Raw genomic sequence first — 25,913 nt, 5'->3', positions numbered from 1 at the left:
GATTATGCCGTTTGTTGGTTTCGATTGGCGATACAGAAAAATGGAAGATGGCGAAATGGAAACAAACCTTTTCGGGCAAGAAAGCACCAAAGATGTTCGTTCTGTTTTTAGTGCAGGATTAGAATACACAATGCCAATGCTTATAAAAGCACAAGTCGAAATTTTTACCGATGGAAATTTCAGATTACAATTTGAACGCAAAGACATTCCAGTTTCCAAACGCCTACGAATGAGTTTAATGTGGAATACCGATAAAGAATATATGGCAGGTTTGCGTTATATCATCAAACGAAACTTTGGAGTAACCACACATTATGACAGCGATATGGGGATGGGAGTTGGTGTGAATTTTAATTATTAAATACTATATTCCTAATTTTTTTCTTTTATTTACAAGAATAAAAGCGGATTAAATACTTCAACCAAAAGCACCTTAATAAAATTAATTTTCAAAAATAATGACACTAAACATAGAAACACCAGCACTACTTTTTTCTGCAACCTCATTGATTTTATTAGCTTACACTAATAGGTTTTTGACCATTGCTTCCATCATTAGAAACCTAAAAAAAAGGTATGACGAGGAGCACAATAAAAGCATTTTACTAGAAATCAAAAATCTCAACTTGCGATTAACACTCATTCGTTACATGCAATTATTTGGTGTTTTATGTCTGTTTCTTTCTGTTTTTGCTATGTTGTTATTATTTCTAGAGCAACAATTATTTAGCATTTATCTTTTTGGTTTGAGTTTGTTGAGCTTATTGATTTCGCTAGGAATTTCATTTTGGGAAATTAGTATTTCAGTCACAGCATTACGTCTGCATTTGAGCGATTTGGCAGAAGACCAAGACTAATTTAAAGTTATTATACAGTATTTCAATTAACTAATAAAAACAATATGGAAGCAATTTCTTTAACAGAATGGGTTGGTTATCTGGCTTCAGGAGTATTAATGGTTTCGTTTCTGATGAAAAACATCAATACATTACGAATCATTAATTCATTTGGAGCAGTATTATTCGTTATTTATGGTATTATGTTAGCTACATCTTGGCCTATAATTATTACAAATACCTTCATACTGGGGATAAATATTTATTACCTAGCAAAACACTACATAAAGCAATAACATTAATTTTTGTCCCACTCTAATAGTGGTCGGTGTAATGCGGTTTGAAAAAGATAAATAAGCGAATTTTTATTTTTTTTTTGATTAAAATTTAGTTTGAATATTTTTTTAACTTAAATTCGTTTGAATTAACAATCTAAATTTTACATTATGAGAAAATTATTAGCAGAATTTTTTGGAACGTATTGGTTGGTATTTGGTGGTTGTGGTAGCGCACTTTTTGCTGCCGGAATTCCTGATTTAGGAATTGGATTTGTAGGTGTTTCGCTTGCATTTGGTTTAACTGTTTTGACTATGGCGTATGCTGTTGGTCACATTTCTGGTGGTCATTTTAATCCGGCTGTTTCTTTTGGACTATGGGCAAGTGGGCGATTTTCAGTCAAGGAATTAGTGCCTTACATAATCGCACAATGTGTTGGAGCAATTGCTGCTGCTGGGACTTTGTTTGTGGTTTGGTCTGGAAAAGCAGGAAACGTAATCGATAATACCAAAGCTGGTGCATTTGCATCTAATGGTTTTGATGCTTTTTCGCCAGATGGCTATTCCATGCAATCCGCCTTTATTGCCGAGTTTCTTTTGACTCTGTTCTTCTTGTTAATAATCCTTGGAGCGACTGATAAATTTGCTAACGGAAAATTTGCAGGAGTTGCCATAGGATTAGGACTGACCTTAATTCACCTAATAAGTATTCCTATAACAAATACATCAGTAAATCCTGCTCGTTCTTTGTCTCAGGCACTATTTGTAGGTGGCGAACCACTATCACAGGTTTGGTTGTTTTGGGTTGCACCAATTCTTGGTGCGATAGCAGCTGGATTTATTTATAAAAACCTATTGCAAGACCATTCTGAAGCCTAGTTTTTTCTAATTTTAATTTCTAAAGAGAAAAATAAAGTTTCAAAACTTTGTTTTTCTCTTTATTTTTGTGAGATGAACTCTCTTTTTCACTCCGAACCCATAGTATTTGATCTGCCAGATGCAACGATCACGTATTTTCCCAATTTTTTTGATAAAATAGAAGCTGATATTATTTTTGACAAGTTAACAAACGAAACTCCTTGGCAACAAGATGAAATAAAAGTTTTTGGAAAAACTCATCCACAACCTCGCTTGACTGCCTTGTTTGGCAACGAAGGAAAATCCTATTCCTATTCGAATATAAAAATGCAACCCCACTATTGGACTTTGCTTTTGCAAAAAATAAAATCACAGGTCGAAAGTGTTACTGACACGAATTTTACTACCGTTTTGCTCAATCAATATCGAGACGGAAAAGACAGTAACGGTTGGCATGCAGACAACGAAAAAGAGCTGGGAATGAATCCTGTTATTGCCTCATTAAGTTTTGGAGCAGCACGCATATTTCAGTTGAAACACAATACGGACAAAACCTTAAAACAAAGTATTATTCTAGAACACGGCAGTTTATTAGTAATGAAAGGAACCACGCAACATTGCTGGAAACACCAAATTCCAAAAACAGCAAAACCTGTAGGTGAAAGAATTAATTTAACATTCCGAGTGATACAATAATTTAGTATTTTTATAAAAATATCTTTTATGAATGAAATAATCAATTATTTTTCGACAATTCCTTCATCGCACCGAAGCCTCATTCTTGTGGGTGGAATCACTATTTTTTGGTTAATAGAAAATGCTTTTCCTTTATTCCGATTTGATTATAAAAAATGGAATCATGCCGGAATAAATATTTTCTTTACGTTGACAACGGTGATTATAAATTTCGCTTTAGCATTTGTTTTACTAAAATCTGCTGATTGGGTAATTGCAAATAATTTTGGTGTTTTACAATGGTTGCCACAAATGAACATTTGGTTATATGCGTTAATTGGATTGTTATTATTGGATTTTATAGGTGCTTATCTTGCTCATTTTGTGGGACATAAAGTAAAATTTTTATGGCGGTTTCATTTAATTCACCATACTGATACCTGGATAGACACCACATCTGCAAACAGGCATCACCCTGGGGAAAGCATCACTAGGTTTGTATTTACCACGCTAGGCGTTTTGATTGTAGGAACACCTATTTGGTTGGTGTTTATGTACCAAACGTTATCGCTAATTTCAACACAATTTACACATGCTAATATTTCTTTACCAAAAAAATTAGATTCCGTTTTGAGCTATTTTATCGTTTCGCCGGACATGCATAAAGTGCACCATCATTATGTTTTACCTTATACTGATAGCAATTACGGTAATATTTTCTCGGTTTGGGACAGGCTTTTTGGAACTTTTATGACACTTCCAAAAGAGGCAATTATTTATGGGATTGACACGCATCAAGGTCATGAAGAACACAACAAATTAACCAACTTAATTAAGATTCCATTTCAGAAACAACGTTCTACCGAAAAAAATGAACAGAATTAGATAAAGTAATTATTTTTTTTCTTAATATTGGCTTATCAATTGTAATTAATAAAAAACATCTGAATTTATTTTCAATTAATGAAAAAGAGTAAAAACATTGTATTAAGCTGGGATCAAAACGAAAAATTGATTTCATTGGCACTAGAGGAAAGAAACCCTTTCGAAATCATAAAAAAAGAACTTGGAATCGATGAGAAACAAGTTTTGGAAATAATGAAAAAGAAACTCACCGCCGATAAATTTGAAGTTTGGAAAAAGAAAGCCAATGCTGGTAAACCTAAACCTAAACCAATCAAAATTGATGATTTTGATGAAGATTTAGACGGAAAATATTACATAAAAAACAAATTTGATTAATTAATAACTCCCTTTTGGGAGTTTTTTTTATCTAAATATTAAATTTTTCATTGTTAAAACTTATAAATAATGAAAAATCTGTAACATTGTTGTAATTTGAGTGTCAAACATTTAAATTACAAATTTAAAACATGAAAAAAATATTTTTTGCCCTTACACTCTTTACTTTAATTTTGAGTTGTAAAACTATTAGCATCTCAAACACTTCTAAATCAGTAGTAAATGAAGTGGTTCAGGTGAACATCAATCTTAAAGAAATAAAAAACGATAAAGTATTTGTTTCTATTAATCCTCCCAAAATTAATACCGATGAAGTTATCTATTATTTGCCAAAAATAGTTCCAGGAACTTATTCTGAAGATGATTATGGTAGATTTATTGATGATTTAAAAGCATTTGATACTAAAGGAAATTCATTAAACGTAAAAAAAATGGATTTAAATTCTTGGTCTATTTCCAATGCAAAAACATTGGATAAAATTACTTATTTGGTAAATGACACCTTTGATATTGAATCCAATAAAGGAATTTTTGGAGCTGGAATTTTTGCGCCAACTGGGTCAAATATCGATTTAGAGAATAATATACTGCTCAACACGCACTGTTTCGTAGGTTATTTTACGAATTTTATGACAATTCCTTATAAAATAAACATTTCGCACACTGCTGAAATTTGGGGAGCAACTAGTATGGATGACATGGATAGTTCTGTAACAAACGATTTATTCCTAATGCCTCGTTATGCAGAATTAGTTGAAAATCCTATTATGTATTCTAAACCAAACTCTACAAGCTTTACCGTTGATGGCATGGAAATTCTCATCGCCGTTTATTCTCCAACTGGGAAATTTACAGCCGAAAGTATAGCACCAGAAATGAAAAAGATGATGACCGCACAAAAACAATTTTTAGGAAGTATAAACACTACAAAAAAATACAGTGTTCTAATCAATTTATACGACGATAAGAAAACTCCTTTTGATGCAATTGGTGCTTTAGAACATCCTACTGCAACAACAGTGGTATATCCTGAGGATATATCCAAAGAAAGACTTTTAGATGGATTAAAAGATGTTGTTTCACATGAGTTTTTTCACATTTTGACACCATTAACAATACATTCAAAGGAAATTCATTTTTTTGACTATAATGCTCCAAAAATGTCAAAACATTTATGGATGTATGAAGGTGTAACGGAATATTTTTCGAATTTGTTTCAAATCAATCAAGGCTTAATAGATGAAGCAGAATTTTACTCTCGTATAAATGCCAAAATAAATAGAGCTAATTCCTTAAATGACAACATGCCATTTACCGAAATGAGTGCTAATGTATTAAGTAATCCTTATAAAGAGCAATACTATAATGTGTATGAAAAAGGAGCACTTATAGGAATGTGTTTGGATATTATTATTCGAAAAAACAGCGAAGGCAAAAGAGGTCTATTAGATTTAATGCAACAATTATCTCAAGATTATGGCGTTACTAAACCATTTAACGATGATGAACTTTTTTCAAAAATAACAGCACTAACTTATCCAGAAGTTGGTAATTTCTTACAAACTTATGTTTCTGGGCCAACCCCAATTCCTTATGCTGAGTATCTACAAAAAGTAGGAATCACAAAATCTACAGATACTGTAGTAGCTAGTGTTTTTGGAACTAGACAATCGATGAACATAATATCTAATAAAGAGACCAAAGAGATAAGTGTAATTCCAGGAAAAGAATTAATTGATTTTTATAAAAATTTAGACTTAAGAGCCGGTGATATTTTTACAGCTATAAACGACAAACCTTATTCAACAGCTAACCTATTTGAGCTGTTTGTGGACAGTAAAAAATGGAAAGAAAATGACCCTATTTCACTAAAAATCAAAAGAGACGGAAAAGAACAAATCATAAACGGTACAGTAAAACTTCCCTATACAGAAAAAGTAAATTATAAATATACTGATTCGACTAAATCTCTTTTAAAAGAAGTTTGGCTAAAAGGTTAAAAAACAGAGTTTAAAAAATCTCATTCAACTTTTGGAATGAGATTTTTTTTGAAATTCATTATCGGTAAAATCTTATTCTACCAACTATTTTCTTTATTTTGCAAAAAAAACTACTAATGAAAAAAAACATTATTGCAATTGTTGCTCTTTTACTCATCACGGCTTGTAACAAAGAAACCTCAAAAACAAATTTGCATCTCACGGGAAACATCAAAGGATTAAAAAAAGGAACTTTATACATTCAAAGAGTTGTAGATACTGTTCTAGTTCCTATAGATACCATTACAATAGATGGCAATTCGGTATTTGAAACAGACTTATATCTAGAATCACCCGAAATGCTTTACTTATTCTTAGACCGAGGCGTAAGTAATTCTTTAGACAATAATTTATTGTTTTTTGCTGAACCCGGAATCATAAATATTGAAACTAATTTGGAGTCTTATAATACAGCTGCAAAAATTAAAGGTTCAAAAAATCAAGAATTATTTGAAGACTATAAAAAAATAAATTCCCGATTTAGAGATGAATCTCTAGACATGATTGAACAAAAATTCAACGCTATCAAAAGTAAAAACACGATAGCTATAGAAAACATCAACAAAAAACAGGAGAGTAATATAAAAAGGAAATATTTATTTGCTACTAATTTTGCCATCAACAATAGAGACCATGAGGTTGCCCCATATATTGCATTGTCAGAAATTTATGACATCAACATTAAATATCTAGATACCATTCAAAAATCAATGTCACCAAAAGTAGCACAATCACTTTACGGCAAAAAACTAACGGAGTATGTTGCTAAAATTAAAAAGCAGCAGTAATTTTTTTGTAAAAAAAACATAACCCGTCTTGTTTAATTAAACAAGACGGGTTATGTTTTAGAAAAAAGATTTGCAATATCTTATCTAGCTAACGCTGCTATAATTGCAAAAACAATTATTAGTCCATATAAACACAATCCTATTATTGACATAATTCCAATAAATTTGTAATGTGATTTCAAATACTCGAAGGATAATGCTAGCGATTCTGTATCATTTTCCTGTAAAGCAGTTTTTGCATTTGTAGCAAATTTATTCATGTAATAAACCGGAAAAAAATAAAGCAAAGCAATTATCAAGTAAACAACAGTCAAAACAATCCCAAATGAGGAACCAAAACCTCCCATTCCTGGTGTCATACTGCCAATTGCAGAAAAAATTGTTCCTGCAAAAATGGCTACCAAAACAATCAATCCAATTCCTATAAAACCAAGAATGGATAAGAAATAGGCCCATTTGGCAGCTTCTCTCAAAAATTCTTTTGCAGATTCGTTCAATTCTAATTCTGGTTTTTGTAACAGAATATTTTCGTCCATAGTATGTGGTTTATTAAAGGTTAAGCATCAAACTTAACAAAAAAATGTAATACTATACTATCAAATTTATTTTAAATTAAAAATTTCTGATTATTGAAAACGAAAAAACCACCTAACAAAAGTTAGATGGTTTTTGTTTGAGCCAGCGGAGGGACTTCCCGATTTGCTTCGCTCGGAATGAACTACTCGTCCCATTATTTTTAAAAACAAAAAAACCGCAAGCGATAAACTCACTGTTTGATATTGAGCCGGCGGAGGGACTTCCCGATTTACTTCGCTCGGGATGAACTTCTCGTCCCATTGTTTTTCAAAATAAAAAAAAACCGCAAGCGATAAACTTACGGTTTTCTATTGAGCCGGCGGAGGGACTCGAACCCACGACCTGCTGATTACAAATCAGCTGCTCTAGCCAACTGAGCTACGCTGGCGACTCATTACTGATACAAATATAAGTTTGAATTTGAATTTACCAAAATAAATTCAAACTTTTTATCCAATTTTTTTACTGTAATCCGTTGATTTTAGCAATCAATTGATTTGCAGTTTGTTCCAACTCAACATTAATTTGTTTGAAATGTGCTTTTTTATTTTCTACTTTTTTAGCGTTTACTTTTGTAATCAAAGTATCAAAAGCAGCAATTGCTTCATCAATTAAAGCATTAGTTTCTGTTGTTGGTTTTCCAGTTGTAGAAATTTCAAACAAGTAAACTGCTTCAATAATATCTCCTAAAACGTAGTTGATGTCTTTTTTTAAATTCTTAACGTTTGCCATTTTATTTTTAATTTTAATTTGCGATTGCAAAAGTACACATAATCTTTCTATAACCGACTATGAAATCGCCACTAAGAACAATTTTGTTGCAAACAATTGAAAATCATCGAACTCCGATGAAACTAAAATATTGTGAGATAAACACCAATTAGTAAGAAGGTTATACCATAAATGACCTCTAAAAAATCGAAATTTACATTTATGAAATATAAATTTGTAAAATTGAAGCTTTTCCTCTAATAACAAATGATTTCATTGATGCAGGTATCAAAATAGTGTCTCCTAATTTATATTGGTACTTCAAGTTTTCATATTCAATTTCAAAATTTCCTTCAACACACATAAATACCATAAAAGTTTCACCGGTTGCATGTACATTCATTGAAGCAACTAAAGAAATAAGATTCGTTGTGAAATAGGGGCAATCTACAAGAACATTAGGTTGATTTTGATTTTTTGAGTAGTCCTTTTTGGCTTCAACTTTGTTGTAATTAATAGCATCTAGAGCTAAATCAACATGCAAATCTCTTGTTTTTCCTTGTGCATCTACTCTATCAAAATCAAACAATCGATAGGTAATATCCGATGTTTGTTGTATTTCGGCAAGAACTATTCCAGCTCCAATGGCGTGAACCGTTCCTGTTTCAAGCAAGAAAACATCACCTTCATTCACTTTTACATCGTCAAGAATAGACAGCAATGATTTATTTTTTAGATTTTCTAAATATTCAGTTGCGTTAGAATTTTCTTTAAAACCTAGTATAATTCGTGCATCATCTTCTGCTTGCATGACATACCACATCTCAGTTTTTCCAAAAGTATTATGACGTTTTTTAGCTAATTCATCATTGGGATGAACTTGAATGGACAAGTCTTCTCGAGCATCCAGATATTTAAAAAGTAAAGGAAATTGTTTTCCAAATTGTTGGTGTATTCTCGTTCCTAAAATTTCATCAGGAAACATTTCGATTAATTCAACTAATGTTTTTCCTTTCCAAGCTCCATTAGAAACAAGACTAACATCGCCTTCAACAGTTGATATTTCCCAACTTTCACCAGTTATATGAGAAGTTATTGGTTTATGAAGTATAGATTTAAGTTTCTCTCCTCCCCAAATTCTATCTTTAAGAATGGCATCAAATTGCAATGGATAAAAGGATGTTTTCATTAATGTTTTTTTTCAAAACTATAGCTTTCTAAGTATAATAAGCAATAGGATTATAACTTTTAAGATACTATTTTTTTTATTGCTGTTAGTGCTTTTGATATGTGTTTTGTAGCCAATAAACTATTGTCAAAAATTAAAATTACAATTCCGTTTTTATCTGTAACATAAGTTACTCTTCCGGGCAACATACCAAGTAATCCTGATGGAACTCCAAAAAGTTTTCTTATCTTTTTAGTGGAATCGGACAGTAATATAAAAGGGAGTTTATATCGGTTTGAAAATCCCAAATGCGAATCAACTGTATCACTACTGATTCCGATTACCTCAGCGCCTAAATCTGTAAAATCCACGTATTGATCCCGAAAACCGCACGCTTGTGCTGTACAACCTGGTGTATTATCTTTGGGGTAAAAATAAATAACTAGCGGTTTTATTCCTATTAAATTATTGCTGTCAAAATCATTCCCATTAGAGTCTTTTGCTTTAAAATGAGGAATTTTATCTCCAATTTGTAATCCCATTATTCTCCTTTATAAGTTACAAAATTACGTGGTGTTTCGTATAGAACAACTTCTAAATCTAGATTTGGCTTGATTTTTTTTCTAATTTTATTCCAAATAACAACTACAATATTTTCGGCTGTTGGATTAAGATTTTCAAATTCAGGCACATCTAAATTTAAATTTTTATGATCGAACTTATTCTCGACTTCTTCTTTAATAATATCCGTTAAAAATTTTACATCCATAACATATCCTGTTTCTGGATCAATTTCGCCGGTTACACCTACAATTAATTCATAGTTATGACCGTGAAAATTAGGATTGTTGCATTTGCCAAAAACGGCATCGTTTTGCTCGAAAGACCAATCTTTTCGATACAATCGATGCGCTGCGTTAAAATGGGCTTTTCTACTTATTGTTACTTTCATATCGATTGCCCGTCGACTGCGCTCAGGGTGACATTAAATTATATTATACTTTATGATTTTCTAAGAAATGATAAAACTCATCAAAAATAATTTTAAACCAAACGGTATAAATTTCGGGATGAACAAGCATATCTTTTTTAATATCTTCAATACTCATCCATTTCCAATCGGCTACTTCGTCTGGATTTATTATTGGATTCTGATCATAATATCCTATCATGACATGATCCAGTTCATGCTCCGTTAAACCATTATCAAATGGTGCTTTGTATATAAAATGAAACAATTCCTTTAAACTAGTCTTGAAACCCATTTCTTCAAATAATCTTCGGCTTCCAGCCTGAATATTGGTTTCGCCTTCGCGCTGATGACTGCAACAGGTGTTAGTCCATAAACTTGGGGAATGATACTTTTGATTTGCTCGTTGCTGGAGCATAATTTCATTTTTATTGTTTAAAATAAAAACAGAAAAGGCGCGGTGCAAAACTGCTTTTTCATGAGCCTCAAGCTTGGGCATTAATCCAATTTGCTCATCATTTATGTTAACTAAAATTACATTCTCTTCTTCCATATTCTATTTTACCTTGTCAAAAATACGAAAAAAGAAATTGAATATAGGATTATCAAAAGATTGTGAAAAGTTTAACGAGCGTTTAATAATTGAAAATAGTAATTTTAATGTCTCAAATATGATTCATTTACATTACAAATTTAATGACATTTTGTTGCTTGAAATTAACCGTTAATTATTACTTAAATAAAAATAAAAAGTAAAGTAAGCGACATCTTTAAAATTAAACTCAATTTATATTTGTATCCTAAAAAAAGAAAAATGTATGAAAAAAACAATCCAATTTCGAAACCTGCTCTTCTTGATGCTCCTATTTATGCTTCAAGCATGCGGGCAAAATAAAAACAATCAAAAAAAAACAAATGAATCTACAACTATGGAAAATATAATTGACAAACCAGAGAATCCTTATTATTCTAACACCGATACAAATAAACTCAATATTTCGAATACCGAATGGAAAAAAATATTATCTCCAGATTTATATGCAGTTGCAAGAAATGCTGATACAGAAAGAGCATTCACAGGAAAAATGTGGGATTCTGAAACAGTAGGCACTTATTATTGCGCAACTTGTGGTAATAAATTATTCAAATCAAACCAAAAATTTGTAAGCAGCTGTGGCTGGCCAAGTTTTTTTGAGCAAGAAAATAAAAACAGTATTACATTCAAGGACGATAATTCTTATGGAATGAAACGCATTGAGGCTTTATGTGGTCGATGTAATAGTCATTTGGGACATTTATTTGATGACGGTCCAAAACCTACAGGCAAAAGATATTGCATGAATGCAATTTCGTTAGATTTTGACCCAGAAAATATTGCTTCAACAAACAAAGAAAATTTACAAACTATTGTACTTGCTGGTGGATGTTACTGGTGTGTCGAAGCCGTTTATGAAAATCTTATTGGAGTAAAATCTGTGGTTTCAGGATTCGCTGGAGGAACTGTTAAAAATCCAAGTTATGAGGAAGTTAGTTCCGGAAATACTGGCGCAGCAGAGGTAGTGCAAATTACTTATGATGCAACGGTTACTAATTTAGACGAAATTTTTAAAGTGTTTTTTACCGTTCATGACCCAACTACATTGAACCGTCAAGGTGCAGATGTAGGAACACAATACCGATCAGCAATTTTTTATGCAAACGAAGATCAAAAACAAGCAGCCCAATCAATTATCAATGATTTGAATATTGATAAAGTCTACAGTAGTCCAATAGTAACTACTCTCGAACCGTTTACTGTTTTTTATAAAGCTAAAGAATCGCATCAAAATTATTATCAAAACAATAAAAGTCAAGGTTATTGCCAAATGGTAATTCAGCCCAAAATTGAAAAATTTGAAAAAATTTTTAAAGACCGTTTGAAAAATAAAAAGTAAAAGTTATTAGCTTGAAATAAACCGCCTTCTCCATCACTAGGCGGTTTTTTTATGTTTTAGATTTGAGAATTAAAACTAACTTTATTAAAAAATAGATTAGCAATTTCATATTTATTATATTTGGATAATCATACTCATTTCTTGCAGTTTTGACTATTCATTAATTTCAATTATTGTACAACACGATTATTATATTACTATGAAAAAAATCATCCTTACAGCAGTTTTATTATCAATAACAAGTTTAACTTCATCACAAAACACAGCGCTAAAAGCTAAAATCAATCAAAAAGCAGCCTCATTAGAATCCAAAGTTGTTGCTTGGCGTAGAGATTTCCATCAAAACCCAGAACTAGGAAATAGAGAATTTAAAACTGCCGAAAAAATAACTGCACATCTCCGTTCTTTAGGAATCGAAGTACAAACTGGTGTTGCAAAAACAGGAGTTGTAGGCATTCTAAAAGGTGGAAAACCTGGTCCAGTTGTTGCGCTAAGAGCAGATATTGATGCCTTGCCCGTAAAGGAAAGAGTAAATATTCCATTTGCTTCAAAAGCAGAAGGTGAATATAATGGCCAAGCAGTTGGCGTTATGCATGCTTGTGGTCATGACACACACACTGCAATTTTAATGGGAACTGCCGAAATTTTAGCCTCTATAAAAAGTGAACTAAAAGGTACTGTCAAATTTATTTTTCAACCGGCAGAAGAAGGTCCACCAGATGGCGAAGAAGGTGGAGCAGAATTAATGGTTAAAGAAGGTGTACTTGAAAATCCCAAAGTAGATGTCATTTTTGGCTTACATATCAATTCACAAACCGAAGTTGGTAAAATAAAATACCGTCCTAGAGGAACTATGGCATCATCGGATTGGTTTACTATAAAGGTGAAAGGAAAACAATCACACGGCGCATATCCATGGCAATCGATTGACCCAATTGTTACGGCTTCGCAAATAGTTTTGGGTTTACAAACAATAGTAAGCCGTAACGCAAACTTAATAGAAAATGCTGCTGTAGTTTCAGTTGGTCGAATAAACGCTGGCATTAGAAGTAATATAATTCCAGAAGAACTTGAAATGAATGGTACCATTCGAACTTTAGATTCTAAAAGTCAAAAAATGATTCATGAACGAATACACCAAATCGCTACTAATATAGCTAAAAGTGCTGGTGCAACTGCTGATGTAAACATCACTACCAAAACACTCATCACTTACAACGACCCGACACTAACAGAAAAAATGGTTCCAACCTTTGAAGAAGTTGCGGGAAAAGAAAATGTATACATCACACAAGCAGTAACTGGTGCAGAAGACTTTTCATATTATCAAGATAAAATTCCTGGTATATACTTTTTTTTAGGAGGAATGCCAAAAGGAATGGCGACATCAGATGCTTCTGCACATCATACACCTGATTTTTATATCGACGAAAGTGGTTTTGTTTTAGGGATGAAAGCAATGACAAATCTTACATTGGATTATATGGAAATGAATGCAAAAAAGAAATAAAACTTTGTTTATGAAGAAAATTAAGCAAGTCAAATCGTATATTATTCTTGTATTACTTTTCTTGTTTACCAATGTAGTAATCGCTCAAGAAAAAAAAATTTCGCCAACCTCACAAGAATTATACAACGAAATTGAGGCTAGCGATACCATCATTTTTAATGCTTTCAACACCCAAAATTTTGTACTATTCAAATCTATGTTTACCGAAGATTTAGAATGGTTTCAAGACAATGGTGGATTACTTTCGTATGAAACTGTTTTTAAAAACTTTGAAAACATGTTCAAAAACGAAAATAAACTTTCTCGAAAATTAGTGAAAGGCAGTTTAGAAGTACATCCTATTAAAGATTATGGAGCAATTGAAATAGGAATTCATGAATTTCGTCATATCGAAAACGGGAAAGAAGAGATTGGCACCTTTAAGTTTGTCATGATTTGGAAAAAAATTAACAACCAATGGAAAATATCTAGAGTGATCAGTTACGACCATTGATAGTATTTTCAATTTCAAGAACTGGTGAACTCAAAATAATTATTTTCAATTAAATCTAGTCGCTATGAAACACACTATGTCAGTTTTAGTACTATTACTTTTCTTAGTAAGCTGTAAAAAAAACAATTCAGAAGTTGTGACCGTAATTAAGAACAGTAACGATTGGGCATTACTTAACTTTGTAAAAGCCGATAGCATCAACCCTATTTTAGCACCAGAAACCAATCAAATTTTCTCCTGTCCCGTTAGTAAAAAAGTAGTCAACTGGGAAGAGCGCAATGTCCTCAACCCATCGGCTGTTATAAAAGACGGAAAAGTCTACCTCATCTACAGAGCACAAGACAAGGACATGACTTCACGATTGGGATTAGCCATTAGTGAAGACGGATTGCATTTTAAAAAACAACCCACACCTATTTTTTACCCAGACAATGACACTATGAAACCTTACGAATGGAAAGGTGGCGTTGAAGACCCAAGAATTATACAAAGTCCTGATGGCAATTACATTATGACGTATACTTCGTATGATGGAACTATTGCAAGATTATGCCTTGCAAGTTCTAAAGATTTGAAAACATGGACTAAACATGGATTAGTTTTGAGTGAAGAAAAATACAAGAATCTTTGGTCAAAATCGGGTGCCATAGTTTGCAAATTAGAAGGTGATAAAATTGTAGCAACAAAAATTAAAGGCAAATATTGGATGTATTTTGGCGATACAGATTTGTACATTGCTACTTCTGATGACCTCATTCATTGGACAGTTGCCATAAGTGACGAATCCAAAAAAATGATTGCAGTTTTGCATCCTCGAATGGGTTATTTTGACAGTCGGTTGGTAGAACCTGGTCCATATGCTTTACTACAGGAAGATGGAATTTTACTAATTTATAACGGTAGCAATGCCTTAAATTACAATGATTCCAACCTACCAAAACTCACCTATTCCGCAGGGCAAGCTTTATTTGATAAAGAAAATCCATACAAAATGATCGACCGCTTGGACACCAATTTTATTCATCCTGATAAACCTTACGAAAAAACAGGAGAAGTAAACGAAGTTTGTTTCGTTGAAGGATTAGTGTTTTTTAAAAACCAATGGTTTCTGTATTACGGAACAGCCGATTCAAAAATTGCTGTGGCAGTCAGAAAATAAAGAGAATTAAAAGTGATTTAAGTTGGTAATGTACCGAAAAATAGTTGTTACGAACCAACAATCATTCTAGAATATTTTCCAAATATTTTTCTGAACAACCATACTGTCAACATACTAAAAAGTATAGAAAAAACGAGATAAAACGAACCTATCAATAGCGAATTGAACTTGGCAATAATTACAAAATATTTAAGATTTCCTAAATAAACTATAAAAATCCCCATAAAAAAAACGTGCAAAAAATAAATAGCAAAAGCATCCTTTGCAATGGGTTGCAGCCATTTGGGTTGCTTATCGCCTAAATTTTTAAAAAACAAAAGAACCAAAACCGATAGGACTATTTTTTGAATATAAAATAAAGTGGAATAGACAGAAAACACTCCTATTCTATCTATTTTATTAAGCTTAATAAATACAATTGCTATCGATGTAACCACTACCAAGACCATCAAAAAAACTTTATTTTTCCGTATCCAAGCTAAACTTTGTTCAAGATTAGATGCAATATACATCCCAGCGACATAAGCACCTGTAAAATAAATCATATTATGAAAACTCAAAAAATCACCGTTGTACAACTCCATTACCTCTTCACGTCTTACTAGTAATGGCAATGCAATTACAAAAGCTATTAACAAATTCCCCCATTTTTTTATGTTTAATAAATAATCTAACAATGGAGTAACCAAGTATAAAAAAAACAAAACCGAAATATACCAAAACACAAACATGGCTTTTCCGTAAATTAAATTTCGTGGCAAAACATTTAAATAGTTCTTTAAACTAGAGTGAAGGACAAAAAAATCTTGAGACTTGTCATCAAAAATGGAATAAAACAAAGTAAAAAACAGATATGGAAGTACCACAAATTTTAATTTACTGATAAAAAATTGGGCATAGCCTTTCTTTTTTAAAATAGCCGTATAAAGCAAACCCGATATAAGTGCAAAATAAATGGTACCATTATGAAACAAAAGCTCATTAGCATAATCAATTGGACCAACAAAATCCTTCAACGTGAAAAAAAAGCGTGTATAGCAACTATATTAATAATTGCAAATCCTCTAAAACTATTCAAATAAGTTAGGAAAACGGGTTTGGTAGCAACAGTCATTTTTTTCTTATTAAATTAACTCAATTTAGTAAAAAATACTATTAAAAAAATAATACATTGGAAATAAGATGCTTGTACTATTTTTGATTGTATTCGTAATCCGTTTTACTAAAATTTTTCTCTTTAAAAAAGTGCTTTTTTTATTGAAAGGATTTCCATTGGAGGACTTCACTTTTACAAATGCTGCAACAAAACCTCAGGATTGGAACGATTGAACCAAAAATTTAAAATTTCAATACATTTCAAATCTTTATTCACATTATAAATTACCGTAATATAAGGATTTAACATAAATTTTCGCTTGTCTGTATTTTGAAAGAAACTAAAACTCTCTGGAAATTGATTGACTTGGTTTAGATTTTTTTTTAATAAATCTGAAAATTTAATTGCTTTTTCTTTACCAAAATTATCATATAAATAGTTGATAATTTCTTCATACTCCAATTGAGCTATTTTTGAAAATTTGATTTTCATTTTCTGTTGGCAATAATTGTATCCACATCAAAAACAAAATCTTCTTCTTCAATAAATTCTCCATTTCTAAACTGCTCTTCGGCAATTTTTATATTTTGAGTAAGCATTTCAAACTGATATTGCTCCGGCTGAATAATTTCTAAAATCAACAAGATTTCATCGATTGTAAATTTATTTTCTCTGATTTTTCGATACAAAGTTGGTAAGGGAATATTAGATTTTGCACTGATATATTCGGCTTTGTATGGCGATTCTAAAATTGTTTTATCAAAATTTGAAACTATTTTTTTAGTTTCTATTAATTCTACTATCATAATATATTATTTTTATTATCACAAATATAAATATAATATTGCACTTTTCATAAAAAATTTCGTTTTACAATTTATTATTTTATTTTCCTCTACGAACAGGTTGTGACCTGTCACTATGGTTTCAATAATTCCCCAATCTTCAATGCACATTTCTCGCCATCAATTGCTGCCGAAATAATTCCTCCAGCATAACCCGCACCTTCACCACAAGGATACAAACCTATGATTTGAAGGTGTTCTAGAGTTTTATCGTCGCGAGGAATTCGCACTGGCGAGGAAGTTCTGCTTTCTGGAGCATGAAGTATGGCTTCGTTTGTCAAATAACCACGCATTGATTTTCCAAATTCAGAGAATCCATCTCGAAGAATTTGGGATAGAAATCCTGGGAAAACCTGTCCCATTTCGACCGAAGTTGTACCTGGAACATAAGACGTTTTTGGTATCAATGTGGACACTTTGTTTTGGGTAAAATCGACCATACGCTGTGCTGGAACTTTTTGAGTCTGTCCTGCTAAATGCCATGATTTTTGCTCGATACTTTTTTGAAATTCCATTCCAGCCAAAGCACCAAATTGAGCAAATGGCTTAAAATCTTCGAGTTTTAATTCGATAACAATTCCAGAATTTGCCGTTACTTGGTCTCGTTTTGATGGAGACCAACCATTGGTTACCACTTCGCCGGGACTTGTAGCACAAGGCGCAATCACACCACCGGGACACATACAAAAAGAGTACATGCCTCGTCCACCAACTTGTTTCACAATCGAATATGGTGCTGGCGGTAAATGTTCGCCACGATAATCACAACTGTACTGAATGCTATCAATTAAAGATTGTGGATGTTCGGCACGAACGCCAAGCGCAAATGGTTTGGCTTCGATAAAAATTTTCTTTCTGTCTAATAATTCAAAAATATCTCTTGCCGAATGTCCTGTAGCCAATATTATTTTGTTAGCCAGAATCGTATCGCCGTTTTGTGTTACAATGCCGCAGACTTCATTATTTTTTATTAGAATATCGGTCACTCGGGTTTCAAACAAAACGTGTCCGCCACAGGCAATAATTTTCTCTCGAATGTCTTGAATAATTTGCGGTAATTTATTGGTGCCAATGTGCGGATGCGCTTCGATTAAAATGTCCTCCGAAGCACCAAAACCAACTAACAATTCCAGAATTCGAGTTACATCGCCACGCTTTTTAGAACGCGTATATAATTTTCCGTCAGAATACGTTCCTGCTCCGCCTTCGCCAAAACAATAATTAGAATCTTCATTAACAAGATGATCTACATTAATGGCTTTTAAATCCCGACGGCGACCACGTACCTCTTTTCCGCGCTCAATTACAATAGGTTTTAAACCCAATTCTATCAATTGCAAAGCGGCAAAAAGTCCTGCTGGTCCAGCGCCAACAACGACAACTTCTTGTGCTGTGGAAACGTTTGTATAATTAGGAAGTTGAATTTTTTGTTCGACAAAATTTTCTCCTTTTAGATAAATCGAAACTTTTAAATTTATTTTTATGGCTTTCTGTCGCGCATCAATCGAACGTTTTAGAATCGAAAAATGCTGAATTTCATTCGGAGAAACCTTTATTTGTTTAGCTAAAAAATCCTTTAACAAATTTTCACTTGAAGCTATTTCTGGAGATACTTGAAGGAGAAGTTCTTTTGGCATAAATTGAATTTTGACAAAAATAGTAATTTGAAAATTGTTATTGTAATTTTGTCTCTCAACAACAAAATTGAAAACAATATAATGCCTCGACAAATTAAACTAATTTGGAATTTTCTATAAAAAATAAACATTTAAAACCGAATACGGCTCACTAAAAATCAAAAATACGGCTCATAATTTGTGATTATGAGCCGTATTTTTAGTATATTTGAGCTTCAAATGAATAAAATGGAAAACAAAAATCTAATTATTGAAGTAATAAAACAATTAAATGAAGTTTCTTCATCTCAATTGAATGAAAAGTTATCACATTATTTTAGTTTAGCAACTTTAAAGAGAAATTTGACCGTTTTAGTTAATGAAAACAAGATTATAGTCATCGGAAAAGGTAAAGTAACAAAGTATAAAATCAATCCTTATTATGAACTTTTTATTCCAATTGAAATTGATTTATATTACCAGAAAGAAATAGATGAAAGAATTATAAAAAGCGAATTTAATTGGGATTTATTGCTACATATTTTACCTGAAACTAAATTGTTTACGCCAGAAGAAAGCAATTTACTGAATGAAATGCAAAGTAAATATGTGAAAAATATTCAAAGTATTACTGCCAATGAATACGATAAAGAACTCGAACGATTAGCTATAGATTTAAGTTGGAAATCTTCACAAATAGAAGGAAATACGTATACTTTATTAGAAACAGAAATACTTCTAAAAGACAAACTTACGGCGCAAGGCAAAACTAAAGAAGAAGCAACAATGCTACTTAATCATAAAGATGCCATTGATTTTTTATTAGAAAATAAAAACTATGTCAGCCCGTTAAGTATCTCTAAAATTGAGGATATACATAGCCTATTGATTAAAGATCTTGAGGTAGATAGAAATATTCGCAAACGGAAAATTGGCATTTCTGGCACTAATTATCAACCATTAGACAACGAATTTCAAATTAAAGAAGCATTAGAAATGGTTTGCAAAATAGTTAATAATTGTAATAATGTGTTTGAAAAATCTTTGTTAATCTTGCTATTACTGTCTTACATTCAGCCTTTTGCAGACGGAAACAAAAGAACTTCAAGAATTGTAAGTAATGCCGTATTGATGGATAACGGCTATTGTCCTTTGTCTTTTAGGACAGTTGATGCTATTGATTATAAAAAAGCGATGCTTATTTTTTATGAACAAAATAATATTAATGCTTTCAAAAATATTTTTATTCAACAATTTGAATTTGCAATAAAAACCTACTTTTAATAATGTCCAGACAAATAAAACTAATATGGGATTTTCGTGGTCCAGCTTCGGCAAAAACAGCCGAGCATCACGAGATTCATCTGAAAGAATACATCATCATCGAAAAATTAAACCTAAATGTTACTGGTTTTGAAACTTTTGGAGAAATGCACGCTATCGCTTTTATGGTAGTAACTGACGAGAATATGATACAAGTGCGTGATGCTTTGAAACCACATCGAGGAGAAGTATATTAGTAATCAGTGGTCAGTAAAGGACTGAATACTAAAAAACGGAACACTGAATACTTTTTTTTAATTCGCCACTTCGCTAATAAACTTAATTCGCATTAATCGCAATTCGTCAATGTCATAATCGCCATCAAATTCCTTGAGTGCATGCTCGATATTATCAGATTCGGATTCCATGAAATAGTCGTGAATTTCCTCTTGCTGGTCGTCATCGAGCATTTCGTCTATCCAATATTTAATATTGAGTTTGGTTCCTGAATATACTATTTGTTCCATTTCTGAGATCAAGGCTTCCATGTTTAGCCCTTTTGCTTTAGCAATATCATCAAGCGATAATTTCCGATCAATGTTTTGAATAATGTACAACTTATTGACTGAATTTGCTCCAGTAGATTTTACAACCAAATCATCCGGGCGAATAATATCATTTTCTTCGACATAGCGACTGATTAATTCTAGAAATTCGTTGCCATATTTCTTGGCTTTTCCTTCTCCAACGCCATGAATATTTATCATTTCGTCAAGCGAAATAGGATATTTCAAAGCCATATCTTCGAGTGAAGGATCTTGAAACACAACAAAAGGTGGCACACCAATTTTCTTGGCAACTTTTTTACGCAATTCTCGCAACATGCTCATCAAAACCTCATCGGCTGTTCCGGATGATTTTGCAGCCGTTACTATGGCTTCGTCTTCGGTTTCGTTGTATTCATGATCTTCGGACATCATAAATGATTTTGGGTTTTTTATATAATCCAATCCTTTTTTAGTGATTTTTACGATGCCATAAGTCTCAATATCTTTAGATAATAATCCATCAACAAGTACTTGTCGGAGCAATGCCATCCAATATTTTTCATCGTAACTCGCACCGGATCCAAAAAACGATTGTGTATCTGTGCGATGGGCTTTTATAACTGCATTTACACGACCAATAAGTGTGAAAACGACTTCTTTGGATTTATAGATATGCTTCGTATCGCGAACTACTTCTAGTAATTGTACGACTTGTTCTTTTGCTTCTGCTTTTGTTTTTGGATTTCTAACGTTATCGTCCATGTCTGCACCATCGCCTGTTTCGCCATCAAATTCTTCTCCAAAATAATGCAATAAAAACTTTCTTCGAGACATAGACGTTTCGGCGTAAGCTACTACTTCTTGTAATAAAGCAAACCCTATTTCTTGTTCGGCTACGGGTTTTCCGGATAAGAATTTTTCTAATTTCTCTACATCTTTATAGGAGTAATAGGCCATACAATGTCCTTCGCCACCATCACGACCGCCACGACCCGTTTCTTGATAGTAACTTTCGAGTGATTTTGGAATATCGTGGTGAATTACAAAACGCACATCGGGTTTATCGATTCCCATCCCAAAAGCTATCGTTGCCACAACCACATCTACATCTTCCATAAGAAACATATCTTGATGTTTGGCTCTCGTTTTTGCATCTAAACCGGCGTGATACGGCACAGCACTTATTCCGTTTACTTGCAAAACTTCGGCAATGGCCTCTACTTTCTTGCGGCTCAAACAATAAATAATTCCGGATTTACCTTTGTGTTGTTTTATAAACCGAATGATGTCCGACTCAATATTTGTGGTTTTAGTGCGAACTTCATAATATAGATTAGGTCTGTTGAATGATGCCTTAAAAGTTGTTGCATCAGACATATCGAGATTTTTTAGGATATCTTCCTGAACTTTTGGAGTTGCTGTTGCGGTAAGTCCAATTATGGGTACATCGCCGAGTTGTTTAATAATGTGTTTTAAGTTTCTGTATTCTGGTCTAAAATCATGTCCCCATTCTGAAATGCAATGTGCCTCATCAATGGCTACAAATGATATGGTTACCGTTTTCAGAAAATTTACATATTCTTCTTTGGTTAGTGATTCTGGGGCAACATATAATAATTTTGTTAGTCCAGAAGTAATGTCTTTTTTAACTTGATTAATTTCGGTTTTAGTAAGTGATGAGTTTAAAACGTGTGCAACTCCGTTTTCTGAGGACAAACTTCTAATGGCATCAACTTGGTTTTTCATCAATGCAATTAATGGCGAAACAACAATAGCAGTTCCTTCTTGTACTAAGGCAGGCAATTGATAACATAATGATTTTCCGCCACCTGTAGGCATAATCACAAAGGTGTTTTGCTGCTTCAGAATACTTTTTATAACCTGTTCTTGTAAACCTTTAAATTGGCTAAAGCCAAAATATTTTTTTAATTCCTTATGGATGTCAATTTCGTTTGAATTCATTCTTTAGTAATAGTATTTTATCTAAATTTGCACCACTAAAGATACTAATTTCTTTTATACATACAAATTTTATACGAATTCTATTTTGAACACCAAAGAAAACATATTAATACTGGCAAAAAACACCATTCTTTCGGAGAGTGAGTCGATAGCAAAATTAATCGATTATATTGATACTGATTTTGTCGAAGCTACTCAAATTCTATTTCAATCTAAAGGAAGAATTATTGTTTCAGGAATTGGAAAAAGTGCAATTATCGCTCAAAAAATGGTTGCAACATTTAATTCTACAGGAACTCCTTCGATTTTCCTTCATGCCTCAGAGGCGATTCATGGCGATTTAGGTATGGTTCAAACTGATGATGTGGTAATTTGTATTTCAAAAAGTGGCAATAGTCCCGAAATAAAAATTCTAATTCCTATATTGAAAAGATTTGGCAATAAATTAATTGCTATTACAGGAAATATGACATCCTTTTTGGCAAAAGAATCGCACTATGTTTTAAATACAACTGTAGATTCAGAATCATGTCCAAACAATTTAGCACCAACAAATAGCACAACTGCTCAGCTGGTTATGGGCGATGCTCTAGCTGTTTGCCTGATGCAATTGCGCAATTTCACTAGTGATGATTTTGCTAAATACCATCCTGGTGGTGCTTTAGGTAAAAAATTGTTGTTTAGAGTAGGTGCAATGCTTGAAAATTCATTAAAACCTATGGTTGCTCCAGAGGCGCAAATAAAAAAAGTAATTTTCGAAATTTCCGAAAAAAGACTCGGTGTTACTGCAGTTGTAGATGAAGGCAAAGTAATTGGAATTATTACTGATGGTGATATTCGTAGAATGTTAAATGACAAAGATTCGTTTGCAGATTTGACCGCCAGAGATATTATGACAAAAAACCCTAAAATGATTCAATCTACGACTATGGTAGCAGATGCATTGAATATTTTAGAAGATTTTTCGATTACACAGTTAGTAGTTGTTGATAATGATACTTACAAAGGCATCATTCATTTGCATGATATTTTAAAAGAAGGAATTGTATAATGGCAAAAAAACAACTTAGCGAAATGTCTTTTTTAGATCATCTTGAAGAATTAAGATGGTTGTTAGTTCGAAGCACGATGGCGGTTTTACTTATTGCCATAGTTACTTTTTTTGTGAGTGATTATATTTTTGATGTCATCATTTTTGGTCCAACAAAAGCTGATTTTATTACCTATAGATTTTTTTGCGATTTATCGCATCAATTGGGTTTTGCCGATAGTATTTGTGTAAGTCAAACAGATATGGCTTCGTTTATTATTCAAAATACCGAAGTCGAAGGACAAGTAAACACACTCGTTTGGATATGTATAACAGCGGGTTTTATATTAGGATTTCCTTATATATTATGGGAAATTTGGAAATTTATTAGCCCTGCGCTCTATGAAAAAGAAAAGAAAAACGCAAAACGCTTCATCTTTTTTTCCTCGTTACTATTCTTTCTTGGAGTTTTATTTGGCTATTTTGTAGTTGTGCCAATGTCGGTTAACTTTTTTGCCACATTTAAAATTAGCGATGTCGTAAAAAACCAGTTTAGTATAGCGTCCTATATAGGTATGGTAAAAACAAGTGTAATAGCGAGTGGTTTATTTTTTGAATTGCCCATCATAATCTATTTTTTAACAAAATTAGGACTAGTAACACCAAGTTTTTTAAGAAAATACTGGAGGTATGCGGTGGTTATAATCCTTATTGTTTCGGCAATAGTTACACCACCTGATGTAGTAAGTCAGGTTATTGTAGCCGTTCCAATGTTAATAATCTACGAAATTAGTATACTTATTTCAAGAATAGTTTACAAAAATCAAAATAAAAAGGATGAGCAAACTAGTTAAAGAATTTAATGATTACCGTTCTAAAATGAACGAAAAATTAATGGCTGACAATAATAAAATTGTAAAGCGAATTTTCAATTTAGACACAAATGCTTATGCCGAAGGCGCATTAGATGTAAAAACAAAAGAGCTTTTGGGGTTAGTAGCATCGGCTGTATTACGCTGTGACGATTGTGTAAAATACCATTTAGAAAACTGCCACAAAGAAGGCATTTCTAAAGAAGAAATGATGGAGGCAATGGGAATTGCAACCCTTGTAGGCGGAACAATTGTGGTGCCTCATTTGCGTAGAGCCTATGAATTCTGGGAAGCATTAGAGGAAAAAGGTTAAAAGTTAGAAGTTGGAATATGAGAGATTTTAATACTAAAATGAAAAATGAAATTAAGAGCCGAAAATTTAGTCAAAACATATAAAGGACGAAGCGTAGTAAAAGGCATTTCGGTTGAAGTAAATCAGGGAGAAATCGTTGGACTTCTTGGCCCAAATGGTGCCGGGAAAACAACCTCTTTTTATATGATTGTTGGATTGGTAAAACCCAACTCTGGAAATATTTATTTGGACAATTTGGACATTACAAATTATCCCATGTACAAACGAGCCCAACAAGGCATTGGCTATTTAGCTCAAGAAGCTTCTATATTTAGAAAACTGAGTGTCGAAGACAATATTTTGAGTGTTTTACAACTTACTTCACTTTCTAAAGAAGAGCAAGTAGTAAAAATGGAAAGTTTGATTGATGAATTTGGTTTGGAACACATACGAACCAACCGTGGCGATTTACTTTCTGGAGGAGAACGCCGTCGTACCGAAATTGCACGATGTCTAGCCAGAGACCCAAAATTTATATTGTTAGACGAACCCTTTGCTGGTGTCGATCCAGTTGCTGTTGAAGACATTCAACGCATTGTAGCCAAACTAAAAAACAAAAATATTGGTATTCTAATCACGGATCATAATGTGCAAGAAACTCTAGCCATAACCGATAAGACCTATTTGATGTTTGAAGGTGGTATTCTAAAAGCTGGAATCCCGGAAGAATTAGTAGAAGACGAAATGGTGCGACGAGTATATCTGGGACAAAATTTCGAATTGAGAAAAAAGAAGTTGGAGTTTTAGTGGAAGTTAGAAGTTAGCAGTTAGCAGTTAGCAGTTAGCAGTTAGCAGTTAGCAGTTAGCAGTTAGCAGTTAGCAGTTAGCAGTTAGCAGTTAGCAAAAAAACGAAAACGCTATGGAATCAATACGATTTTTGTCTTTTTTTATTGGGGATGTTTAACATTCTTAATCTGACCCGAGCGATAGCGAACGGGCGAAGCGAATTTGGAGCTACTCCAGAGTAATAAACCCCAACTGCTCTGCATCACCATTATAAATATTAACATCTACATTGCCTTTTATTCCGGAGACAGTAGCTTTCTCGGTAAATTGCCAAAAGAGCCAATCCTCCTTTATTTCTTCGCGATAAAA

General features: G+C 32.7%; 29 protein-coding genes, 1 tRNA gene and 1 pseudogene. 19 read left to right on the top strand and 12 right to left on the bottom strand.

What is annotated here, in order from left to right; all coding sequences use genetic code 11:
- From RMO53_RS04420 to RMO53_RS04380, 9 genes and pseudogenes are all read left to right on the top strand, one after another.
- Positions 1–361, top strand: a pseudogene (locus RMO53_RS04420) (copper oxidase); the annotation flags it as partial.
- A 97-nt stretch (positions 362–458) separates the two neighbouring features.
- The gene (locus tag RMO53_RS04415) at positions 459–857 is read left to right on the top strand and encodes a DUF2721 domain-containing protein (RefSeq protein ID WP_310378406.1); all 399 of its coding nucleotides are present in this window, start codon (positions 459–461) and stop codon (positions 855–857) included.
- Between the two features lie 44 nt (positions 858–901).
- Entirely contained in the window at positions 902–1,132 is a 231-nt protein-coding gene (locus RMO53_RS04410) for a uroporphyrinogen decarboxylase (RefSeq protein ID WP_310378404.1), read from the top strand.
- A 150-nt stretch (positions 1,133–1,282) separates the two neighbouring features.
- Positions 1,283–1,990, top strand: a complete 708-nt coding sequence (aqpZ, locus tag RMO53_RS04405) for an aquaporin Z (protein ID WP_310378402.1) — start codon at positions 1,283–1,285, stop codon at positions 1,988–1,990.
- Positions 1,991–2,062: 72 nt separating this feature from the next.
- Positions 2,063–2,665 carry an alpha-ketoglutarate-dependent dioxygenase AlkB gene (locus RMO53_RS04400; RefSeq protein WP_310378401.1) on the top strand — a complete coding sequence of 201 codons (603 nt, stop codon included), beginning with the start codon at positions 2,063–2,065 and terminating at the stop codon, positions 2,663–2,665.
- Between the two features lie 27 nt (positions 2,666–2,692).
- Complete coding sequence (locus tag RMO53_RS04395) at positions 2,693–3,529, top strand: sterol desaturase family protein (protein WP_310378399.1); 837 nt, start codon at positions 2,693–2,695, stop codon at positions 3,527–3,529.
- Between the two features lie 78 nt (positions 3,530–3,607).
- Positions 3,608–3,886: a DUF2805 domain-containing protein gene (locus RMO53_RS04390; RefSeq protein ID WP_310378397.1), complete on the top strand. Its 279-nt coding sequence runs from the start codon at positions 3,608–3,610 to the stop codon at positions 3,884–3,886.
- Positions 3,887–4,017: 131 nt separating this feature from the next.
- Entirely contained in the window at positions 4,018–5,886 is a 1,869-nt protein-coding gene (locus RMO53_RS04385; protein ID WP_310378395.1) for a peptidase M61, read from the top strand.
- Positions 5,887–6,002: 116 nt separating this feature from the next.
- Complete coding sequence (locus RMO53_RS04380; protein WP_310378393.1) at positions 6,003–6,713, top strand: DUF4369 domain-containing protein; 711 nt, start codon at positions 6,003–6,005, stop codon at positions 6,711–6,713.
- An 80-nt stretch (positions 6,714–6,793) separates the two neighbouring features.
- On the opposite strand, the gene RMO53_RS04375 is transcribed toward RMO53_RS04380, so the two are convergent.
- The 7 genes from RMO53_RS04375 to idi form a co-directional block, all read right to left on the bottom strand.
- Entirely contained in the window at positions 6,794–7,249 is a 456-nt protein-coding gene (locus RMO53_RS04375; protein WP_310378392.1) for a DUF5362 family protein, read from the bottom strand.
- Between the two features lie 354 nt (positions 7,250–7,603).
- Positions 7,604–7,677, bottom strand: a tRNA-Thr gene (locus RMO53_RS04370).
- 74 nt (positions 7,678–7,751) lie between these two features.
- Positions 7,752–8,021: a hypothetical protein gene (locus tag RMO53_RS04365; RefSeq protein ID WP_310378390.1), complete on the bottom strand. Its 270-nt coding sequence runs from the start codon at positions 8,019–8,021 to the stop codon at positions 7,752–7,754.
- A 199-nt stretch (positions 8,022–8,220) separates the two neighbouring features.
- The gene (locus RMO53_RS04360; protein WP_310378389.1) at positions 8,221–9,189 is read right to left on the bottom strand and encodes a type I phosphomannose isomerase catalytic subunit; all 969 of its coding nucleotides are present in this window, start codon (positions 9,187–9,189) and stop codon (positions 8,221–8,223) included.
- 59 nt (positions 9,190–9,248) lie between these two features.
- Positions 9,249–9,710 (bottom strand): peroxiredoxin, encoded by a 462-nt coding sequence (locus RMO53_RS04355; RefSeq protein WP_310378387.1) that lies wholly within the window; start codon positions 9,708–9,710, stop codon positions 9,249–9,251.
- Positions 9,710–10,120: a 6-carboxytetrahydropterin synthase gene (locus RMO53_RS04350; protein ID WP_310378386.1), complete on the bottom strand. Its 411-nt coding sequence runs from the start codon at positions 10,118–10,120 to the stop codon at positions 9,710–9,712. Before RMO53_RS04350 ends, RMO53_RS04355 begins: the two co-directional genes overlap by 1 nt.
- Positions 10,121–10,163: 43 nt before the next feature.
- Positions 10,164–10,691, bottom strand: coding sequence for an isopentenyl-diphosphate Delta-isomerase (idi, locus tag RMO53_RS04345; protein ID WP_310378384.1), 528 nt, complete (start codon positions 10,689–10,691; stop codon positions 10,164–10,166).
- 265 nt (positions 10,692–10,956) lie between these two features.
- Here idi and RMO53_RS04340 point away from each other — a divergent pair, with 265 nt between their 5' ends.
- From RMO53_RS04340 to RMO53_RS04325, 4 genes are all read left to right on the top strand, one after another.
- Positions 10,957–12,072 carry a bifunctional methionine sulfoxide reductase B/A protein gene (locus tag RMO53_RS04340; protein WP_310378383.1) on the top strand — a complete coding sequence of 372 codons (1,116 nt, stop codon included), beginning with the start codon at positions 10,957–10,959 and terminating at the stop codon, positions 12,070–12,072.
- Between the two features lie 199 nt (positions 12,073–12,271).
- Positions 12,272–13,582, top strand: a complete 1,311-nt coding sequence (locus RMO53_RS04335) for an amidohydrolase (protein WP_310378382.1) — start codon at positions 12,272–12,274, stop codon at positions 13,580–13,582.
- A gap of 10 nt (positions 13,583–13,592) precedes the next feature.
- Entirely contained in the window at positions 13,593–14,075 is a 483-nt protein-coding gene (locus RMO53_RS04330) for a nuclear transport factor 2 family protein (RefSeq protein WP_310378381.1), read from the top strand.
- A 64-nt stretch (positions 14,076–14,139) separates the two neighbouring features.
- The gene (locus RMO53_RS04325) at positions 14,140–15,234 is read left to right on the top strand and encodes a glycoside hydrolase family 130 protein (protein ID WP_310378379.1); all 1,095 of its coding nucleotides are present in this window, start codon (positions 14,140–14,142) and stop codon (positions 15,232–15,234) included.
- A gap of 47 nt (positions 15,235–15,281) precedes the next feature.
- Here the strand turns inward: RMO53_RS04325 and RMO53_RS04320 are convergent, their stop codons facing one another.
- The 4 genes from RMO53_RS04320 to RMO53_RS04305 all read right to left on the bottom strand — a co-directional run bounded on the left by RMO53_RS04320 (position 15,282) and on the right by RMO53_RS04305 (position 18,812).
- The gene (locus RMO53_RS04320; protein WP_310378377.1) at positions 15,282–16,250 is read right to left on the bottom strand and encodes an acyltransferase; all 969 of its coding nucleotides are present in this window, start codon (positions 16,248–16,250) and stop codon (positions 15,282–15,284) included.
- 272 nt (positions 16,251–16,522) lie between these two features.
- On the bottom strand, positions 16,523–16,822 hold the full coding sequence (locus tag RMO53_RS04315) for a type II toxin-antitoxin system RelE/ParE family toxin (protein ID WP_310378376.1): 300 nt from the start codon (positions 16,820–16,822) through the stop codon (positions 16,523–16,525).
- Positions 16,819–17,136 (bottom strand): hypothetical protein, encoded by a 318-nt coding sequence (locus RMO53_RS04310; protein WP_310378375.1) that lies wholly within the window; start codon positions 17,134–17,136, stop codon positions 16,819–16,821. The genes RMO53_RS04315 and RMO53_RS04310 overlap by 4 nt, the downstream gene beginning before the upstream one ends.
- Before the next feature lie 113 nt (positions 17,137–17,249).
- Entirely contained in the window at positions 17,250–18,812 is a 1,563-nt protein-coding gene (locus tag RMO53_RS04305; protein ID WP_310378373.1) for an FAD-dependent protein, read from the bottom strand.
- 228 nt (positions 18,813–19,040) lie between these two features.
- Between RMO53_RS04305 and RMO53_RS04300 the strand changes: the two genes are divergently transcribed.
- Together RMO53_RS04300 and RMO53_RS04295 are read left to right on the top strand one after the other, a co-directional pair.
- Positions 19,041–20,075 (top strand): Fic family protein, encoded by a 1,035-nt coding sequence (locus RMO53_RS04300; protein ID WP_310378371.1) that lies wholly within the window; start codon positions 19,041–19,043, stop codon positions 20,073–20,075.
- A 2-nt stretch (positions 20,076–20,077) separates the two neighbouring features.
- A complete protein-coding gene (locus tag RMO53_RS04295; RefSeq protein WP_310378368.1) occupies positions 20,078–20,311 on the top strand; it encodes a hypothetical protein in 234 nt (77 codons plus the stop codon).
- Between the two features lie 57 nt (positions 20,312–20,368).
- On the opposite strand, the gene recQ is transcribed toward RMO53_RS04295, so the two are convergent.
- Positions 20,369–22,564, bottom strand: coding sequence for a DNA helicase RecQ (gene recQ, locus RMO53_RS04290; RefSeq protein ID WP_310378367.1), 2,196 nt, complete (start codon positions 22,562–22,564; stop codon positions 20,369–20,371).
- An 85-nt stretch (positions 22,565–22,649) separates the two neighbouring features.
- Here recQ and RMO53_RS04285 point away from each other — a divergent pair, with 85 nt between their 5' ends.
- From RMO53_RS04285 to lptB, 4 genes are read left to right on the top strand one after another with little or no spacing between them, the layout of a single operon-like run.
- The gene (locus RMO53_RS04285; RefSeq protein ID WP_310378365.1) at positions 22,650–23,615 is read left to right on the top strand and encodes a KpsF/GutQ family sugar-phosphate isomerase; all 966 of its coding nucleotides are present in this window, start codon (positions 22,650–22,652) and stop codon (positions 23,613–23,615) included.
- The gene (gene tatC / locus RMO53_RS04280) at positions 23,615–24,448 is read left to right on the top strand and encodes a twin-arginine translocase subunit TatC (protein WP_310378364.1); all 834 of its coding nucleotides are present in this window, start codon (positions 23,615–23,617) and stop codon (positions 24,446–24,448) included. The genes RMO53_RS04285 and tatC overlap by 1 nt, the downstream gene beginning before the upstream one ends.
- On the top strand, positions 24,432–24,779 hold the full coding sequence (locus RMO53_RS04275) for a carboxymuconolactone decarboxylase family protein (RefSeq protein ID WP_310378362.1): 348 nt from the start codon (positions 24,432–24,434) through the stop codon (positions 24,777–24,779). Before tatC ends, RMO53_RS04275 begins: the two co-directional genes overlap by 17 nt.
- A gap of 45 nt (positions 24,780–24,824) precedes the next feature.
- Positions 24,825–25,565 carry an LPS export ABC transporter ATP-binding protein gene (gene lptB, locus RMO53_RS04270; protein ID WP_310378359.1) on the top strand — a complete coding sequence of 247 codons (741 nt, stop codon included), beginning with the start codon at positions 24,825–24,827 and terminating at the stop codon, positions 25,563–25,565.
- Positions 25,566–25,913 lie beyond the last annotated feature (348 nt).

It is taken from the genome of Flavobacterium sp., assembly GCF_031409475.1.
In the GTDB taxonomy this organism is placed as follows: Bacteria; Bacteroidota; Bacteroidia; order Flavobacteriales; family Flavobacteriaceae; genus Flavobacterium.
The sequence above is the reverse complement of the archived record's forward strand: the minus strand, read 5'-3'. Positions and strand labels throughout refer to the sequence as shown.

Excerpts from the sequence above, each read along its gene's own strand:
- RMO53_RS04330 (WP_310378381.1), top strand. The coding sequence starts at position 13,593 with ATGAAGAAAATTAAGCAAGTCAAATCGTATATTATTCTTGTATTACTT.
- idi (WP_310378384.1), bottom strand. The coding sequence starts at position 10,691 with ATGGAAGAAGAGAATGTAATTTTAGTTAACATAAATGATGAGCAAATT.
- RMO53_RS04390 (WP_310378397.1), top strand. The coding sequence starts at position 3,608 with ATGAAAAAGAGTAAAAACATTGTATTAAGCTGGGATCAAAACGAAAAA.
- RMO53_RS04305 (WP_310378373.1), bottom strand. The coding sequence starts at position 18,812 with ATGCCAAAAGAACTTCTCCTTCAAGTATCTCCAGAAATAGCTTCAAGT.
- tatC (WP_310378364.1), top strand. The coding sequence starts at position 23,615 with ATGGCAAAAAAACAACTTAGCGAAATGTCTTTTTTAGATCATCTTGAA.
- RMO53_RS04275 (WP_310378362.1), top strand. The coding sequence starts at position 24,432 with ATGAGCAAACTAGTTAAAGAATTTAATGATTACCGTTCTAAAATGAAC.
- recQ (WP_310378367.1), bottom strand. The coding sequence starts at position 22,564 with ATGAATTCAAACGAAATTGACATCCATAAGGAATTAAAAAAATATTTT.
- RMO53_RS04295 (WP_310378368.1), top strand. The coding sequence starts at position 20,078 with ATGTCCAGACAAATAAAACTAATATGGGATTTTCGTGGTCCAGCTTCG.
- RMO53_RS04335 (WP_310378382.1), top strand. The coding sequence starts at position 12,272 with ATGAAAAAAATCATCCTTACAGCAGTTTTATTATCAATAACAAGTTTA.
- RMO53_RS04350 (WP_310378386.1), bottom strand. The coding sequence starts at position 10,120 with ATGAAAGTAACAATAAGTAGAAAAGCCCATTTTAACGCAGCGCATCGA.
- RMO53_RS04310 (WP_310378375.1), bottom strand. The coding sequence starts at position 17,136 with ATGATAGTAGAATTAATAGAAACTAAAAAAATAGTTTCAAATTTTGAT.
- RMO53_RS04415 (WP_310378406.1), top strand. The coding sequence starts at position 459 with ATGACACTAAACATAGAAACACCAGCACTACTTTTTTCTGCAACCTCA.
- RMO53_RS04380 (WP_310378393.1), top strand. The coding sequence starts at position 6,003 with ATGAAAAAAAACATTATTGCAATTGTTGCTCTTTTACTCATCACGGCT.
- lptB (WP_310378359.1), top strand. The coding sequence starts at position 24,825 with ATGAAATTAAGAGCCGAAAATTTAGTCAAAACATATAAAGGACGAAGC.
- RMO53_RS04360 (WP_310378389.1), bottom strand. The coding sequence starts at position 9,189 with ATGAAAACATCCTTTTATCCATTGCAATTTGATGCCATTCTTAAAGAT.
- RMO53_RS04395 (WP_310378399.1), top strand. The coding sequence starts at position 2,693 with ATGAATGAAATAATCAATTATTTTTCGACAATTCCTTCATCGCACCGA.
- RMO53_RS04410 (WP_310378404.1), top strand. The coding sequence starts at position 902 with ATGGAAGCAATTTCTTTAACAGAATGGGTTGGTTATCTGGCTTCAGGA.
- RMO53_RS04300 (WP_310378371.1), top strand. The coding sequence starts at position 19,041 with ATGGAAAACAAAAATCTAATTATTGAAGTAATAAAACAATTAAATGAA.
- RMO53_RS04355 (WP_310378387.1), bottom strand. The coding sequence starts at position 9,710 with ATGGGATTACAAATTGGAGATAAAATTCCTCATTTTAAAGCAAAAGAC.
- RMO53_RS04385 (WP_310378395.1), top strand. The coding sequence starts at position 4,018 with ATGAAAAAAATATTTTTTGCCCTTACACTCTTTACTTTAATTTTGAGT.
- RMO53_RS04315 (WP_310378376.1), bottom strand. The coding sequence starts at position 16,822 with ATGAAAATCAAATTTTCAAAAATAGCTCAATTGGAGTATGAAGAAATT.
- RMO53_RS04325 (WP_310378379.1), top strand. The coding sequence starts at position 14,140 with ATGAAACACACTATGTCAGTTTTAGTACTATTACTTTTCTTAGTAAGC.
- RMO53_RS04375 (WP_310378392.1), bottom strand. The coding sequence starts at position 7,249 with ATGGACGAAAATATTCTGTTACAAAAACCAGAATTAGAATTGAACGAA.
- RMO53_RS04365 (WP_310378390.1), bottom strand. The coding sequence starts at position 8,021 with ATGGCAAACGTTAAGAATTTAAAAAAAGACATCAACTACGTTTTAGGA.
- RMO53_RS04340 (WP_310378383.1), top strand. The coding sequence starts at position 10,957 with ATGAAAAAAACAATCCAATTTCGAAACCTGCTCTTCTTGATGCTCCTA.
- aqpZ (WP_310378402.1), top strand. The coding sequence starts at position 1,283 with ATGAGAAAATTATTAGCAGAATTTTTTGGAACGTATTGGTTGGTATTT.
- RMO53_RS04400 (WP_310378401.1), top strand. The coding sequence starts at position 2,063 with ATGAACTCTCTTTTTCACTCCGAACCCATAGTATTTGATCTGCCAGAT.